The following is a 15,233-nucleotide window of genomic DNA, read 5'->3' on the forward strand; positions in this document are numbered from 1 at the left end:
GTGCTGGCATGGCATGCCTGACGAAACATGCGGAACTAAGCAAATGAGCGTGTTAGCCTCTCACAATGTCGCCTGTTGAGCATGTTTTAGCCGTACAAGAAGAGATCTTGGTGGCGCTTAGCTTGCGCCGTTTGGCCTCCAGTGGTCGTTTAAATTCAAATTTAGCTTGAAACTTGAGCGGTGGGTTGGTATAAAACGCGCCTTTTCCGGGGCTCTACCGTCCCCCGCAAGAAGTTTTACGGAGCAAGACAATGTCCAAAGTTTGCCAGGTGACCGGTAAGCGCCCTGTAACGGGCAATCGCGTTTCTCACTCGAACATCAAGACCAAGCGTCGTTTCGAGCCGAATCTGCACCACCATCGTTTCTGGGTTGAATCCGAGAAGCGTTTTGTGCGTCTGCGGGTAAGCTCTAAAGGTATGCGCATCATCGACAAGAAAGGTATCGATTCAGTACTCGCCGATATCCGTTCTCGCGGCAATCGCGTTTAAGGCTAACAGAAGGAGTTAACCCATGGCCGGTCCTATTCGTGAAAAAATCCGCCTGGTGTCCTCTGCTGGCACTGGTCATTTTTATACCACCACCAAGAACAAGCGTCTTCATCCTGAAAAGATGGAAACCAAGAAGTATGATCCGGTCGTGCGTAAGCATGTGGCCTACAAGGAAGCTAAAATCAAATAATCGATTTTAGCTTGCCTGCCTGGTAGCGGACATAAAAAAACCCGGGATTCTCTCCCGGGTTTTTTTATGCTTGGAGAAAAGTGCGCGCTTTATCTTCACGTTAAATATAAAAAAATATGCGTTAGGGTGCCCGTCTATCGTCTTTCCTACCCGAACAGTGGTTTGATCCGCGTCACAAAATAGGGCTGGTGCTAGCTTTACATGAGCGGGATGTTTTGCAACAAAAGGCTACATGCTCGCAGTTGTGGGGTGTATCACGGTTGCATAGGATCAACGGAATACGTCTATATTAATGCATAAAATTTCACCTTGATTTCACACAACAATAGTCTACGTAGTTAGATGTATGGAGAATACTATGGATATGTTGAAAACCCTTTCTCAGGCTTTGTTTGTTCGCCTTTTCACTCAGCTCCCCGGCCGGGCACGCAATCAGCGTGGGGCCAGTGCGTTGGAATATATTATGCTCGCCGCTGTACTGGTGATTGCATTGGCCGTGATCTTTGTCGCATTTTCGGGTGAGGTTGATGGTGTGTTCGACGGCATTGTCGAGTGCCTCAACGATTCTTCCGCATGCGGCGGCTCATCAGACGCGTGAAGAAAATTGTTAAAGGGGTTGTGGCACTGGAGTTTCTGCTAGTGTCTCCCCTGGTGATCGGTCTGGTTTACGCTGCGGCGACCTACGGCGTTCTGTTTTCTTGGCAAATGAGAATGCAGGTGTCTGTCGACAGAGCCGCGGCGGCAGCCACCACGCTGGACCGTAATACCACTAGTGATCCTGGGGTTATGGCTGCAAGTTTGGCCAATGGCGCGTTGGCTAATAATGTGCCTACCTTTATGGGCTCGGTGCCCGCTGACGCTTGTGTGACAGTGGGTGCTGAGGTCGTGTGTGATTTGAGTATTGCTCTAACGGATGGGGGCTGCAGTGAGGCGTCGGGTGTCGCGACTGGGCCTGATCAGCTAGGCATCTTCGGTGGTTTTCCGCCTTTGCCAGACTGTTTGAGCGTAACATCTAGGGTAACAATTTGATTGCACTGCCGTTTGGTGGGGCGAGACTGTTGGCGTCAGCGCTTGTGTTCAGGTGGTTGCTGGCAAGTAAAACCTAAGGAGGGGACATGGGGGCTCGTTGGCTCTATATGCTACCTGCGCTAATACTGAGTGTGGTGGCGGTGATTTTAGCCCTAGTGGGTCTGGCTCGAGATCCTTCGCCGGCAAAACCGGAAAGGGCAGGAGCGGATGAGGCGCTTGCGCAACAGCGTGCTGCGGATAAACCTAAATATACTTACTGGGTTGCAACACGAGAGCTAAACATAGGTTCGATTGTTGCGGATGATGATTTTCAAAAAATTGATGTTTCTGCGCCATTGTCGTCTGCTCTGCAAGCTGACGCTCAAGTGGTGGGGCAGCGTTTATTTCAGCATGTTCGCAACGGCGAAATTCTCTCTCAGGTTCACCTAGAAGCCGGTAATCGTCTGGCGCAGTCTGTTCCTGCTCAGTTCCGAGCATTTGCCATCGATATTGATAATGCCTCGGCTGTTGGCGGGCTGTTGGAGCCTGGTGATTTGGTGGATGTGTTGGTGCATTTTCGCAAGGGGCAAGATGAACAACCCACGAGCATGATTTTGCTTAAGGCTATTGAAGTATTGGCGGTAAAAGGCCAGCTTCAGGATGCCGATAAGACGGATGAAGAGAAGGAAAAGAGTCGTTCAAGAAACGCGACTGCTGTCTTGGCGATACCCCGCGAAGCCTTGCCTAAATTGTTGTTAGCTGACAGCAATGGCGAGCTGCGCTTGGCTATGGCTGGAGAGGATATAGGAAGCGAACAAAATGAGAGTGCTGGCGGTGGAGCTGTCGGTCTCAGTGGAAAAGAGCAGAAGGAATTGATGCTTACTACTAAGCTGGATTCTTTGTTCCCTGAGAAAAAACCGGTAAGACGGAGTGTGGCCCCCCCTCGCGGAAATAAAGTGGAAGTCTATGAAGGATCGACTTCAAGGAGTACTTATGTACGTTGAGGTGATACAGAAAAAGGTGTCGGAACGATGCAATGGAAAGTCTCGAGTTGCCGGTACGGTTCTGTCTAGACGCTCTTTGTTTGCAATGCTGTTGTCGCATCTATCAGTTGTTGGGATCGCCCTGTCTGCGCTTTTTTCCGTGCCAGTGGGTGCGGACTCCTTTGAAAAGGTGATGCGCATGGGGCCGGGGGATCAGCATGTGGTAGCTTTTGCTGATCGTGTAACAAAGGTTGCCACCTCCAGCCCTGATGCTGTCGCTGTGGCTGTCAGTGCTCCTGCTGAGCTATTGCTGACTGCTCAGCAGGAAGGATCGTCGGTGCTTACTGTTTGGTTAGACGGTATGGATGAGCCATTAAGGAGTACGGTGGTTGTTGCCGCGACGGCAGGAAAAAGATTGCCGTTTGGAACCCAAGTGCAAACGGATATTCGGATTATGGAAGTTAGCCGGAGCAAGCTTAATAGCTTTGGTTTTGAATATTCTAATATTTTTGATGGGGGCAATACTCAAGTGGGCGTTGCCTCACCGGGAGGCGGAGGCCCCTCCGATAGTTTCAACTTATTTCGTCTTGGCAAGAATTCAACAACGATTATTAATGCGCTAGAAAGTGGAGGGTTTGCTTATACCCTGGCGAAGCCTTCTCTGACCGCACTCAGTGGTCAAACGGCTACTTTTCTTTCTGGTGGCGAGTTTCCTGTTCCTACTCGCAGTGATAATAACGGCGTGCAGGTTGAGTTTAAGAGTTTTGGTATTGGTTTGGCATTGACGCCAACTGTTATCAGTGGCGACCAAATTATTCTCAAAGTAGCGCCAGAGGTGAGTGAGCTAGATTTCTCCGCCGGGGTGGAAAGTGCTGGGACGTCTATTCCTGGGCTTAGGGTTCGCCGCTCCGAAACAACCGTTTCGTTGGCGCCGGGGGAGACCTTCATTATTAGTGGTCTGGTAAGTCAAAACACGGTGAATAATAGCAATAGAATTCCTGGTTTGGGCAATTTGCCTGTGCTAGGTGCCTTTTTTCGCTCGGGTCAACTGTCACGAGAAGACAAGGAAATGGTGATGGTGGTGACGCCTCATCTTGTGTCACCGGGATCGTCGACTGAGGCCGGTCCATTGCCCGGTGCTGGCTACCACAATAGCAGTACAGGTTGGTTGGACATGATGACTGAAACTCGCAATGGATCTCGGCCAGTTCGTCATGGCTTGAGCTGGTAGGGGGCGACTACGATGACTGAAGAAAGCCTGTTAGCAGTAGTTGAGGACGAGGGTGCTTACGCTTGGTTGGATGATGCTCTTCAAGGAAGCGGACGTATCGAGCGTGTAAGTCGCTCTGATCTGAGTCGTGTTCTGCGTTTACTTGAGGCCACGAATTCTACAGTGGCCTTGGTGGAAGTTTCTGATGTAGATAGCAGTCAATCTATGGCTGTGATTACCGCGCTCAGTAATGCTCGACCATGGATTACGGTGATGGCGTTGTGCCGTTATGCAGATCAAGAAACGCTGCTGCAATGTATGCGAGCAGGGGCCCGTGATTGTGTGATTGTTGGTTGTGAAGCGGTGGAATTACGTGACCGCTTGCGGCGTCATCAGCTTGTGCGACCGGGGCACGTAGGAGATGAGCTGACATCTCGTACCAAAAATTTAATTCTGGTGGCCGGTGTTTCTCCACGAGTTGACACTACGTTTCTGACACAGAATATAGCGGCCACGATGGCTAGCTGTAGCTCACAGCAGACGACGCTCGCGATAGATGTGGTCAGTAATAGTGAGCAAATCTTTCATCTTGAAAATCGCGGCACCTATGATCTGACGCAATTACTGGCAAGTCCAGACACTGTGGATCACACCCTTATAGAAACCGCGCTGGAGGAATACCGCCCTGGGTTGCGGTTGTTGGCCGGTGGGACGGGTGTTGATTTTCTTGGAGATCAGGGTGTTGATTTATTTATTGCCTTGTCCCGATTAATGGGGATGTTTGATCGAATCATCCTTAATGTTGGCTGTGAACAGCACTCCTCATGGATCAAAACGATAGGTGTCCATGTCAGTGATTTGATTGTCGCTGCGCATCCTGAAGTGGGGCAGCTAAAGGCGGTACGTGAGCATATAGCTAACTGGAGGCCTCATCTGCCTAAAGATAGCGAGGTTCACTTTGTTATAGATGGGTACGAATCTGCTATACCTCCAAGTTTGGATGATGTGAATGGAAGTACGGGCGTAGAAGTCGCAGCCGCCTTTCCTATGGACTGGAAGCATCGTCTGGAATCAATCAATTTAGGTGTGCCTATTCGCGAGAGTGCTCCACGCAGTGCTTATAATCGAAAAATGAATGGATTAGTTAGTGACCTGATGGGTGGGCGGGATCCAAATATTAAAAGTGTTCAAGGCGGTTGGGTCGCGAAATTGATGCATGGAAATAAGGCGTAATTTGCCGTCGGCGTTTGTTGCGGTGAGCCTTTTTTCAGCGGCAAGGCTGCAGGGAATAAAAGCAATAAACCAGGAAGGCAATCGTGGCAGGAAGAATTGACGAGGAATACCAACAACTAAAAGCCAGCGTGCACCAACGTGTGGTAGAGAGGTTGGACGAGGATGGCATTGAGGTCGCCCGAAATAATAAAAAGCGGGTGGAAGAGGCGATCAATCGTGCCGTTCAGCAACATATCGTTGAGCGTCGTATACCTTTGTCAAATCAAGATGTGGCGCAGCTGATCCGAGACATGATTGATGAAGTCACAGGCTTTGGTCCTTTAGAGCCTCTGCTCCGTGATAATCGAATCAATGATATTCTGGTGAATGGCCCGAAAAATGTTTTTATTGAGGTTGCGGGTGTATTGCAAAGAGCGCAGGTACGCTTTGTTGATGACGATCATGTAGTGCGTGTGATTCGTCGTATTTTGGCCCCATTGGGACGGCGGCTTGATGAAGCTAGTCCCATGGTTGATGCGCGGCTACCCGATGGCTCGCGAGTTAATGCCATCATTCCCCCTTTGGCTCTTGATGGGTCTTCCATTTCCATTCGGAAATTCAACAAACACCATCTTACAGCTGAGGAGCTCATCCGCAGCGGGTCCATGACGCAAGAGTGTCTAAATACTCTAATTACTGCAGTGCAGAACAGAAGAAATATTTTAGTGAGTGGGGGGACGGGGACAGGTAAAACCACAATTTTGAATTTGATTAGCCATTATATTCCTCAAAATGAGCGGATATTGACGATTGAGGACTCTGCAGAACTTATGCTTGGGCACCCGCATGTGGTGCGCTTGGAGACTCGCCCGGCCAATACCGAAGGAAAAGGTAAAGTGACTGCGCGTGAGCTGGTAGTGAATGCGCTGCGCATGCGTCCTGATCGAATTGTTCTTGGTGAGGTGCGGTCTGGGGAAATTATTGAACTGCTACAAGCCATGAACACTGGCCATGAAGGGTCGATGAGTACCATTCACGCAAATGGTTCCAGGGAAGCCTTGGTGCGGGTAGAAACTCTATTGGCGGTAAGCGGCTATGATGCAAGTGAGAAGGCTATTGCGCGACTTATTGGTTCCGCTTTAGACATGATTATCCAGTTAAAAAGGTTGCCTGATGGACGCAGGGAGATTAGTGAAATTGTCTCTCTTCAGCCAACTGAAGAAGATCCCTATCAGATGGAGTGTTTATATCGCTCTCCAAGTAGTAAGGAGTCTTGATTATGGATGGCGAGCATCTGCTATCGGCAGCAAAGATCTTGGCAATATTCGCTGTTTTTTTGTTGTTTATTCAGTGGGTATGGATTGTCATCCGAAACCGACAGAAAGAAAAAAGAGCGGTGCAGGCACGAATTTATAGCCAGTCTTTGGATGTCAGTAGTGCTGCAATCGATTCCCGCTTGGGATCTGGAAGCTTTGACCGCCTGCAGTTAAAAGCGGGTTTGCGATTGAGCAACTCGTCAATAGCTGTTGGGTTGTTATTATTTTTAGCACTGCTAGCAATAATTCAAGCGTTTGTCGGGCTAATGTTTGTGATCCTCTTGTTGGTGAGTGCAATATTGTTTGCCGTTTTTTATTGGAATTATCGGTATCAAAAAAGACGACGTTTGATCTTTGAATCTACCCCTGAAGTTATTGATGATGTTATTCGTGGCATTGATGCGGGGCGCTCTTTGGAGCAGGCGTTAGTTAACGCGTTAAACGATGCGCCCAAAGTTTTCTTTCCGTTGCTTTTCCGTTTGCGAAGTGCTGTTGAGTCCGGGCGTGACTATACTGGACTTATCGATGATTTCTCAAAATTATACAGAATCCCTCCTTTAACTTTTGTGGCTGTGGCGTTGAGAACGTCAAGTCACTACGGTAGTGCGGTGCGTCCTGTTCTAAAAAAAGTGTCTCGCTCACTAAGGTCGCAACAGGAAATGCGTAGAGAGTTTCTCGCGGCCACCGCAGAAACTCGTTTTACCGCAATGGCGTTTGCTGTGTTGCCTCTAGTGATCGGCGCTTCGTTGATCGGCCTAAATGAAAGTTTCCGCGATGTGTTGCTTGATACTGAGTCTGGGCAAAAAATGCTAATGACGTCGATTGGGCTGATTGTGGTCGGTACGATTATTGTATTTCGTATGGTGCAGGGAGTTGGCCGTGGTTAATTTCATGTTAGCACTGCTGTGCGCTCTGCTGGCCCTTTGGTTAGTGTTTAAGGCTGGGCGCTGGGAACGCCGCAGGAAGGTGATGGGGCGACTCCACAATCATGGAGGGGATGAAACTGAAAGCCAAGATCTGGTGGCCCTGGGCCTGTCTTCACGGCTGATTTCGTCGGCGTTGATGCGTGAGGATTATAACGAAGTTTACGAGGCGTTGAAGCTAACAGGTAAGGAGCCGGAAAAGATACCGACTCTATACCTTGCTTTTTGTTGGGTCTTGCCCATCGCGCTTGCCCTTTTGGGAATTCTTTTAAAGGGGCCGTTTATAGCGCTTTTTCTAGGTGTTGTCGGATTTATTGGTAGTCGTCGTTATTTTCGATCTGTCGCTAAAGTAGCGTGCCATCGCCAGAACCAGGAGGCGATTGAGTTTGCTCAGCTATTGTCGATGTTGCTGGAGGCGGGTTTGTCGATTGAGCGAGCCTTTCGTGTAGCGGCTGTTCAGTCTCGGCCCATGATTCCCGGCTTGGTCCACCGGTTAGACCGTTTTAATAGGTTGATGGAGAGTGGGGCGGAGCGTGGAGTTGCTCTTGATGAGATTGGAGAGGGAAAGCAGATTCCTGTTCTGCATAGCCTTACCCGGCTATTAAAACAAGGGGGAGCATTGGGTGGAGCTATTAGTGAAAGTATTGAGCAGTTGATACTCGAGGCTCAAGATGTTGAGAAGAGCCGTATTAAAGAAGAGGTGAATCGTGTTGGCGCTAAAATGACAGTGGCAATGATGATTTTCATGATGCCGGCGTTATTTATCATTGTTGGTGGTCCGGCAGGCGTGAACATTGTACAAGCGATAACCCGCTAAGTGGTCAAGCAGGAGCATTTAATGAAAAGGATGAACCCGGGTATGGCAATGGTGCTAGCCTTAATTTTGGGCGGATGTGCAAGCCAAGACCAGCAGCTCGTGATATCAGATTTTGAAAGTTTTAGTCCGAATGTCCATTGCGATAAGGCAAGTGATCCGGAAGGAATGGTCGACTTGGAAATGGTTGACTCTCTGATGAGTAAAAGTCGCCCTTACGCTGCTTTGGCTCAGCTACAAAAAGCGCCACAGGAAAACCAGGAATATTGGAGTCGTTACGGTCGGTTGTTGGCGGAAACCGGTGATCTTTCTCGTGCGAAAACGGTCTTTACTGTATTGCGAGATGAGTGCAAGAGTGGTGAGGCATATCACGGGCTGGGTATTGTCGCCATGAAGCAGGGGGACTTATCTGAAGCAATGGATCTGTTCCGTTATTCGGTGAATGCGCTGCCCGCTTCTGGAAAAGTACGCAATGATTATGGCTATGCGCTATTGGTATCCGGTGATTATGAGAAAGCTCAGTATCATCTGCGCACGGCTTTGGAGTTGCAGAACGGGCAAGGCGTGGCGCGCCAAAACTTAGCTATCGCTTACATTCTTGGTGGAAATGAGCGCGGTATAGCGATGCTTAAAGAGCAGTACGGGTTTAAGCGAAGTGAGTTAGAGCGTGCGGAACGTTTAGCGAGTGGTTTCGGAGTGGAGTTATGAACAAAACACTTTTATTTTTCGTTACGGTATTTATGAGCGCCTTTTCTTATGCTGACGCTGAGCAATACGATTACGGTTTATCTTCGCCGGGATTGCTTTCTCAGCATGAGACAACAACAGAGAGGCTGTTGAAGCAGCAAAGATTAGCGCCAGTTACACCTGAAAGTGAGTTGTCAGCGCAATTATATGTAGATAGTCAGATAAGGATTGGTGAAACGTTTAAAACAGCTATCCCGGATAGTTTGCAAGAAAGAGCGGACTCTCTTAGTGAAGGTGATTAGAAAGTAATTGGCTGGTCTGTTTGTCTTTCATAGATTAAGCCATAACCTGTATAACCGATGGCGGTATGCGTTGTCATAGTATGAGGTGTGCCATGCATAATTATATGCGTAATAAAAAACAGCATGGATCCGCATTGGTTTGGTTTGTGAGCCTGACTTTTATATTTTTAATGGTCGCGTTGGTTGTTGATGGCAGTAACCTTTATAACGAAAAGCGTCGGTTGCAAGCCGCAGCTAATGCCGTTGCGTCTGAACTTGCAGCTAGTGGTCAAACTTGTTTTGGTTCGGAGCTAGCTTCGGATGCGACAGATCTTTCCAATAATGCAGAAACGATTTTAGCTAGGGACTATCCTGGTAGGGACTTTGTTGTTACCAGTGCTCAGGTTGTAACAGTAGATGGAGTTGATGGACGCTATCAGGTTAGCCCCGTTGTTTTTGATGCCAGGGAAAGTAATGGTGTGGCGGTTTCTCTTTCTTCTCCTGTGCGTGGGCTCTTGGCTATTTTTCTGGAGGGTGATCTTTCAGCACATAGCGTTGCACGCAAAGAAGTGATAGCGACAATCAGCACAGTCAATCAGACTGCTGTATTGGCGCAGGATAATACTGTTTTAGGTGCGGTTTTGGGGGGCGTGCTGGGTATTGGTCCAATTGATCCTACAGATTTAACCAGCCTGGCAGGGACTACGGCATCGATTGGTGAGCTGCTTCAGGCATTGGGCGTTGATGACGTGGCTGATTTGGTTTCACCGGTGTTGAGTGCAGAAGATTTAGCGCAAGCTTTACAGGTTGTAGGAGCGGTAACAGAGCCAACCATTGATATACTTGATGCAGCAATCCAAGCAGGTGGGTTGGACGGTATTCCATTAAGTGATGTGTTGGGGATTGTTAAAGGTACAACCGTTCCGGAAGATAGCGAATTCCCACTTTATGACACGGTGACGTCGCTTGTACTTAAAGTGGCTGAGCTTGCCTTCTCGCTCCCCTCAATCACTCTCGATATACCAGGCCTTCCAGGCGAAGAGGTGACTCTTGAGTTGGTAGTCAATCAGGCACCAACGGTACTTATCGGTGCTGCCCGATGGGATCCAGTTGAAGGTGACTGGCTTTCCAAGGCGTATGGTGCCGATATTGAGCTAACATTGACGGTGAATCTAGATTTGGGTTCTTTGCTTGGATTATCGCTAGGCTCGCTTACTGTGCCCTTGGCAATATCAACAGGGCAAGGTGAGGTAGATTTGATTGCTGCACAATGTGCTTCAGGAAATAGCCAGCAGGTAACGTTTACCACAAATGCCTCAGTGAGTGGGGTGGGCCTTGATGGTGAGATCGATACTACGATTGCGGGAGGGTTGATAGCAGTAAATGCTCAAGTAGATGCCAGCCTGTTTTCGTCAGATGATGGACAGCTTCATTTCGAGGTTACTCTTCTTGAGAGCGATGAGCCGCGAACCGTGGCTCATGGTTATAATAGTGGGCAGTCGGTTACTAATGTTGGGCGTATTCGGTTAACCCTCGAGAACCTTGAGGTAAGGCTTTTAGGTTTGGGGTTATTAGAATTGTTAGGTTTGCAGGGCCTTGTTGAAGGTTTGATTAATAGTGTTGTCTCCCCCATTCTGAGTAGTCTGTCTGTCAGCATATTAACGCCGCTTTTATCATCGTTGGGTGTTCAGCTTGGTACGCTGACAGTGAGTGTTGATGATGCAAGGCAAGGTGCGATGTCACTGATTGAATGCAGCCAGGCATTATGTGCTTCGGGCCAGTAGTGTAGTGGTCTACTAAATCTGGACACCTCCGAAGGTGGTAAAGTTACCACCTTGGGAGGTGTCAGATGACTAGAAAGCGACGCTCCTTTACTCCTGAATTCAAGCAAGAAGTGGCCAGCTTGGTGCTGGATCAAGGCTATACTGTTTCCCAAACCAGTACATCGCTTGGTGTAGTCAAGAGCGTGTTGCGGCGCGGGGTCAAACCGCTTGAGGCTGAGCGTCAGGGCGTTACCCCTAAAAAAGCCGTGCTGTTACCGGGAGCAGCGCCGGATGCAAGAGCTTGACGCTCGGTGTGAGCGTCTGGAACGCGAGAAGTGTCTCCTAAAAAAGGCTAGTGCGCTCTTGATGTCGGACGGCTGGAATCGTACTGCCTGATAGGGCCAGCTGGGTGAGCAAGGCCCTGTGGAATTGGTCCGTTCAACATTTAATGTGCATCGTTCCTGTTGCTTCTGATCACCTTAAGCGGATCTGTCTCATTGATGCAGAGCGCGTGGACCTACAAGTCAAAGTGAACCGCTTGTTCAACCAGAGCCGCAGTTCGGCGCGAAGCCATACGGTACAAGGACTCCTCAATGAGCAGGGGGGAGAAGTTGACCGCAGTCTTATCGTGCACTCGGGGTAGTTTGTAGCAGTTCTGCCAATGCTTAAAAGCAGGCGACAGCTGCGCGACTGGATATACCAAATTATCAGGATCGAGAATTTGCGGTGCAGAAGCCGAACCAGTTGTGGTGCGGAGACATCGCCCACATCTGGACGGGGAGGGTCGGAGTTACCTGGCCGTCGTCCTGGATTTCTAAGCCAGGCGGGTTGTGGGCTGGGCCATCTCCAGCCACCCGATGCAGACATGCTTGTGAAGGCTCTGGATCATGCTTGGGAGCAGCGAGGACAACCTGATAAAGTCATGTTCCACTCGGATTAGGGCGGCCAGTATCCAGTACGCCAGCCGTCTGTTCCGGCAACGTCTATGGCGCAATCGAATGTGGCAAAGCATGAGCTGGCAGGGTAACTACTGGGATAATGTTCCTATGGAAAGGCTGTTCCGTAGCCTGAAGTCAGAGTGGCGGCCGACGATGGGTTATCAGTAATTTTATGAGGCAAAGAAAGATATCGGAGATTGCCTGATGGGTTGCTACAGTCCCCGTAAGCCTCAGCGTTACAATGGTGGGATCGCGCCTGTGCTGGCCGAGGGAAAATCTAAATCACTGTCCGGTATTAGTTGACCACTGCATTAGCAGCACAAAGTCACAATGGATCTTCCGCAAGTTATAAGCTCTACCGGTCGACTCTTTCGCTCCATAATGGAGTTTTTAGACGATCGTGCTGAATTAGATATCGAAGGCAATATTCCAATACAAACGAAATAGACCTTTAAATTTCTATCAGAGGAGTATGAATTTTCTATTCGTACTGCTATTAAAGAGGCCGATGAAGTCGAGGAAGCAAATTTAATCGATTGCTCCTCTGATTCTGATGCAGACCCAGTGCGCCTAGATTGGTCGGACTGTGGTTGCTTTACGTTAGTCGTCACCGATGATTCTAGCACGGGATATCGTTACACATTCTGTTAAAACGAGGAAAGCAACGAATTGCCGGGTACCTGTGATATCTGTGGAGTTCATAGAGCGCAGGAAGAGCTGGTGGATTATTGGCCGCTCGATGATGGTGGCGTTGAAGCTCGCTGTTATTACTGCTCAAGCAGTTATCATGCCGATAAAGATGATTGAAAATGCCGAGCAAATCAATCATCTTCGCGCCTACGGCGCCTGGCGCAGCAAGGCTGCACCGGTTATTACGGAGTTAGCCAAAATTGGAGATAGTTTAAGTGAATGTGGAACTGAGCGTTGTCGGCTCCATAGCGTCAGTTATTGCGCTAATAGCCATGGGGATCGGTGGAGTTATACAACTATTTCGTAAGTACCGTATTTATCGGTCGGAAAGGGATAAAAGAGCTGATAAATTCCGTGATTTTCTGGTCAGAGTTGTCGATGAATCCACTACTGCTAACGAAAGGTCTGATGTATCCGCTCTTATTCAGCATACACTTTCAATTTGTCGTAATAAGATCATCCAGCAGTATTGCGAACTCATAACTTCTCTGGTTATTGGCGGGTTTGGGTTTCTCATTGCGTCTAGCATGCATGCTGGCATTATCGCTTGGGTGTTTTTGTTGCTACGTATACTCTTCAGTACGGTTGATCTTTGGTTCATTTCAACGATGAGAAAAGATGTTGAGCATTCAGAGTGGCAAATAGGTGAGGCATGGGCTGGCTATTTTGAGAAAGCGCATTCTCGTAAGAGTTCCCTGAGCAATGGCTAACAAATGGGAAGTGGTCATCCGACGTTATCATTTATGTGCCTCTCTAATTCGACAAAGAGAGTGCCATACCGATTTTGAGGGAGGCCCGCTCACAATCAGTGGCCTGCGGGTGCTCTTTGCGCGCCGGCCTCATTGTTACTGATAAATTCACATGCCGATGAAAGGAGTCGTAGGTGTTTGAAGTTAAAGCAACTCAGCATGTTTTGGCGGTCAATAATGTTGATGAAAGTGAACGATGTTTTTTAGATAAGCTTGGTTTTTCTGTTCGCTTTCGAGTAGACGGCTGGTCGTTCCTGAGCCTTGGCAGTTTTCATATTATGTTGGGGCATTGCCCGGATGAGATTTCTGCTGAAGCGACCAATGAACATTCTTACTTTGCGTATGTGAATTGCGTGGGCATTGATGATATTTATGGTGATTATCGGAAGCGCGGTGTTGATATTTTTCAGACTATTTCTAATAAACCTTGGGGGTTGCGTGAGTTTGGCGTAGTTACTCCAGATGGGCACAGAATTATGTTTGGCGAAGACATCGGAAAATCGTTCGCTAGGGGCCTTTGAAAACCCCTTTGCGTGCTCAGCCTAATCGGGAACGTGCAGTTTTTACTCATAACAGGCGGCTCTGGTTCCGGCGATATCGAAAGCGATAAGGCTGAATCGTTTTCTCACTTCCGATTGATAGACTACCGTGTCGAAACCGGGGCTTCGTGGGTTTGTTTCAGCTAGGGCGTTAATACGATTGTGGTTCTATGTATTTCTTCTACTTAACTTACTTCATTCAACAATAAATAAACTCCATGACCTCCTCATTTCACTGCTTGTATTCTTTCCGCCGCTGCCCTTACGCCATGCGCGCTCGTCTAGGACTCTTGTTTGCTGAGATGCGGGTGGAGTTGCGTGAGGTGGAACTAAAGAATAAGCCAGCCCAGATGTTAACAATTAGCCCTAAAGGAACGGTGCCAGTCTTGCAGCTTTTCGACGGGACTGTAATTGAAGAGAGCCGAGATATAATGATATGGGCGCTTGAGAAAAATGATCCGCAAGGGTTGCTGTATACAAAGGGCGCGGGTCAGATTGATGCTCTCATTGAGCAAAATGATAGCGAATTCAAATATTGGCTTGATCGCTATAAATACGCGGATCGTTACCCAGAGAAGACCCAGACAGAGTATCGACAATGCGGTGAAGCCTTTTTGCAGGTCTTGGAAGGGTTGTTGATTAAACACCCATTCTTGCTGGGGGATAATGTGACCCTTGCGGATGTCGGTATTATGCCGTTTGTCCGCCAATTCGCGCATGTAGATCGCGATGCTTTTTACAGCCTGCCTTACCCTAACCTGCAGGTGTGGCTGAAGCGCTGGTTGCAGCATCCATTTTTCTTGCAAGCCATGGTCAAATATAAGCCATGGTGCGAGGGGGATGAATTGGTGCTTTTTCCTTCTTACGGTTAGGTTTTCCAACGGCAAGAACATTCGCATTAGTCTGCTAGGGGCACAGGGAGTCAGCGTGATTCTTTGTGCGTATATTCCAGTGTGGCCTCACCTAATACTTCGCACGCTTGAAGAATTTTAGCTTCAATGCTGACTTTATCTCCTTCCTGCATCTCTATCGTAATGCCTCCGCTGGTTTGGTCGTTGCCACGAATGTAGAGCTGTCCTGTTTCGCTGTCGAGGCGTGAGACACCGTTTTTGTTTTGTTTTGCCCGTAGCAGATAGGTCAGTGTGTTGTAGTAGCCGCTGCAGGTCACCTTGAGATTGAAACTATGGTTGGCGCCGATGGCGCTGTGAAGAATGTCGAGTTTGCAGTCCTGCTCATAGGCCTGAGCCGTTGAGATTAGTGCGAAAAAGGTGAATAGGATCAGAAGTGGTTGGCGCATGGTTGCAAGTGTCATAGGGCGTGGTAGTGGATTCGGAAAATCGAAAGCCTACCGCAAAATGGTGCGTACATATAGTAAGCGCGTGTAACCACATCTGCTGGAAGCAGGGTAAAGATGTCTATAGGGTAGAAGTCACCATGCCTCT

General features: G+C 48.6%; 17 protein-coding genes and 1 pseudogene. 17 read left to right on the forward strand and 1 reads right to left on the reverse strand.

Features of this window, described 5'->3' with window-relative positions; translation table 11 throughout:
- The first annotated feature begins 251 nt into the window (after nt 1-251).
- The 17 genes and pseudogenes from rpmB to ABO_RS01170 all read left to right on the forward strand — a co-directional run bounded on the left by rpmB (nt 252) and on the right by ABO_RS01170 (nt 14,663).
- Nucleotides 252-488: a 50S ribosomal protein L28 gene (gene rpmB / locus ABO_RS01080; RefSeq protein WP_011587512.1), complete on the forward strand. Its 237-nt coding sequence runs from the start codon at nt 252-254 to the stop codon at nt 486-488.
- Nucleotides 489-510: 22 nt separating this feature from the next.
- On the forward strand, nt 511-678 hold the full coding sequence (rpmG, locus tag ABO_RS01085; protein ID WP_007151127.1) for a 50S ribosomal protein L33: 168 nt from the start codon (nt 511-513) through the stop codon (nt 676-678).
- Nucleotides 679-1,036: 358 nt separating this feature from the next.
- Complete coding sequence (locus tag ABO_RS01090; RefSeq protein ID WP_041704654.1) at nt 1,037-1,276, forward strand: Flp family type IVb pilin; 240 nt, start codon at nt 1,037-1,039, stop codon at nt 1,274-1,276.
- Entirely contained in the window at nt 1,273-1,707 is a 435-nt protein-coding gene (locus tag ABO_RS01095) for a TadE/TadG family type IV pilus assembly protein (protein ID WP_231860902.1), read from the forward strand. Before ABO_RS01090 ends, ABO_RS01095 begins: the two co-directional genes overlap by 4 nt.
- 134 nt (nt 1,708-1,841) lie before the next feature.
- Nucleotides 1,842-2,690 (forward strand): Flp pilus assembly protein CpaB, encoded by an 849-nt coding sequence (gene cpaB / locus ABO_RS01100; RefSeq protein WP_231868092.1) that lies wholly within the window; start codon nt 1,842-1,844, stop codon nt 2,688-2,690.
- Nucleotides 2,680-3,900: a type II and III secretion system protein family protein gene (locus tag ABO_RS01105; RefSeq protein WP_011587515.1), complete on the forward strand. Its 1,221-nt coding sequence runs from the start codon at nt 2,680-2,682 to the stop codon at nt 3,898-3,900. The genes cpaB and ABO_RS01105 overlap by 11 nt, the downstream gene beginning before the upstream one ends.
- Nucleotides 3,901-3,912: 12 nt before the next feature.
- The gene (locus ABO_RS01110) at nt 3,913-5,112 is read left to right on the forward strand and encodes an AAA family ATPase (protein WP_011587516.1); all 1,200 of its coding nucleotides are present in this window, start codon (nt 3,913-3,915) and stop codon (nt 5,110-5,112) included.
- A gap of 83 nt (nt 5,113-5,195) precedes the next feature.
- Entirely contained in the window at nt 5,196-6,368 is a 1,173-nt protein-coding gene (locus tag ABO_RS01115) for a CpaF family protein (protein WP_011587517.1), read from the forward strand.
- Between the two features lie 2 nt (nt 6,369-6,370).
- Entirely contained in the window at nt 6,371-7,294 is a 924-nt protein-coding gene (locus ABO_RS01120) for a type II secretion system F family protein (RefSeq protein WP_041704658.1), read from the forward strand.
- 4 nt (nt 7,295-7,298) lie between these two features.
- Nucleotides 7,299-8,147: a type II secretion system F family protein gene (locus tag ABO_RS01125; RefSeq protein WP_101235049.1), complete on the forward strand. Its 849-nt coding sequence runs from the start codon at nt 7,299-7,301 to the stop codon at nt 8,145-8,147.
- Nucleotides 8,148-8,168: 21 nt separating this feature from the next.
- Nucleotides 8,169-8,852, forward strand: coding sequence for a tetratricopeptide repeat protein (locus tag ABO_RS01130; RefSeq protein WP_011587520.1), 684 nt, complete (start codon nt 8,169-8,171; stop codon nt 8,850-8,852).
- Nucleotides 8,849-9,133 carry a hypothetical protein gene (locus ABO_RS01135; RefSeq protein ID WP_011587521.1) on the forward strand — a complete coding sequence of 95 codons (285 nt, stop codon included), beginning with the start codon at nt 8,849-8,851 and terminating at the stop codon, nt 9,131-9,133. Before ABO_RS01130 ends, ABO_RS01135 begins: the two co-directional genes overlap by 4 nt.
- Nucleotides 9,134-9,225: 92 nt before the next feature.
- A complete protein-coding gene (locus ABO_RS01140; protein WP_011587522.1) occupies nt 9,226-10,896 on the forward strand; it encodes a TadE/TadG family type IV pilus assembly protein in 1,671 nt (556 codons plus the stop codon).
- A 65-nt stretch (nt 10,897-10,961) separates the two neighbouring features.
- Nucleotides 10,962-12,116, forward strand: a pseudogene (locus ABO_RS14175) (IS3 family transposase).
- A 602-nt stretch (nt 12,117-12,718) separates the two neighbouring features.
- On the forward strand, nt 12,719-13,213 hold the full coding sequence (locus ABO_RS01160; protein WP_035459006.1) for a hypothetical protein: 495 nt from the start codon (nt 12,719-12,721) through the stop codon (nt 13,211-13,213).
- 173 nt (nt 13,214-13,386) lie between these two features.
- The gene (locus ABO_RS01165; RefSeq protein WP_011587525.1) at nt 13,387-13,773 is read left to right on the forward strand and encodes a VOC family protein; all 387 of its coding nucleotides are present in this window, start codon (nt 13,387-13,389) and stop codon (nt 13,771-13,773) included.
- Between the two features lie 236 nt (nt 13,774-14,009).
- Nucleotides 14,010-14,663 (forward strand): glutathione S-transferase, encoded by a 654-nt coding sequence (locus ABO_RS01170; RefSeq protein ID WP_011587526.1) that lies wholly within the window; start codon nt 14,010-14,012, stop codon nt 14,661-14,663.
- Nucleotides 14,664-14,713: 50 nt separating this feature from the next.
- On the opposite strand, the gene ABO_RS01175 is transcribed toward ABO_RS01170, so the two are convergent.
- Nucleotides 14,714-15,088 (reverse strand): hypothetical protein, encoded by a 375-nt coding sequence (locus ABO_RS01175; protein WP_041704666.1) that lies wholly within the window; start codon nt 15,086-15,088, stop codon nt 14,714-14,716.
- Nucleotides 15,089-15,233 lie beyond the last annotated feature (145 nt).

It is taken from the genome of Alcanivorax borkumensis SK2 (assembly GCF_000009365.1).
Taxonomy (GTDB): domain Bacteria; phylum Pseudomonadota; class Gammaproteobacteria; order Pseudomonadales; family Alcanivoracaceae; genus Alcanivorax; species Alcanivorax borkumensis.